At 36.7% G+C, this 591-nt stretch carries 1 pseudogene; it reads right to left on the reverse strand.

Annotated elements, in window-relative coordinates:
- Nucleotides 1–591: pseudogene (locus IHO13_RS05570) on the reverse strand (excinuclease ABC subunit UvrA); the annotation flags it as partial.

A 591-nucleotide genomic window follows, 5' to 3' on the forward strand; every position in this document is an offset into this window, starting at 1 on the left:
CTTTGAAAGTAATCTCTAGCGTTTCTCGGTTATACCGCTGACCTTTACATTGCTCACACTTCACATAAACGTCCGGCAGAAAATGCATTTCTATCTTTAAATGTCCATCACCTTTGCACGCTTCACATCTTCCTCCCTTAGTATTAAATGAAAATCGGCCTATGTTATAGCCTCGTGCCTTCGACTCTGGAAGACCTGCAAACCAATTTCTTATATGAGTGAACATACCAACATATGTAGCTGGGTTTGACGCAGGAGTTCTACCAATTGGTGACTGGTCTATTTCTATAATTTTATCTATATATTCAAGGCCTTCTATCTTATCGCATTTGCCATACTTTGCAGATGAATTATATATCTTATGTGCTGAATATTTGCATAGTGTTTCTATGACTAAACTTGACTTTCCCCCTCCAGATATTCCAGTAACACAAATAAAATTCCCTATAGGAAATTCAACGTTTATATTTTTTAAGTTATTCTCACACGCATTAATTACCTTTATGAACTGAGTCGTTTGTTTTCTTCTTTCTGGAATCGAGATTTCCCTCTTTCCATTCAAATATTGCCCTGTTATGCTCTCTGGATTTC

The organism is Wolbachia endosymbiont of Mansonella perstans (assembly GCF_020278605.1).
Lineage (GTDB): Bacteria > Pseudomonadota > Alphaproteobacteria > Rickettsiales > Anaplasmataceae > Wolbachia.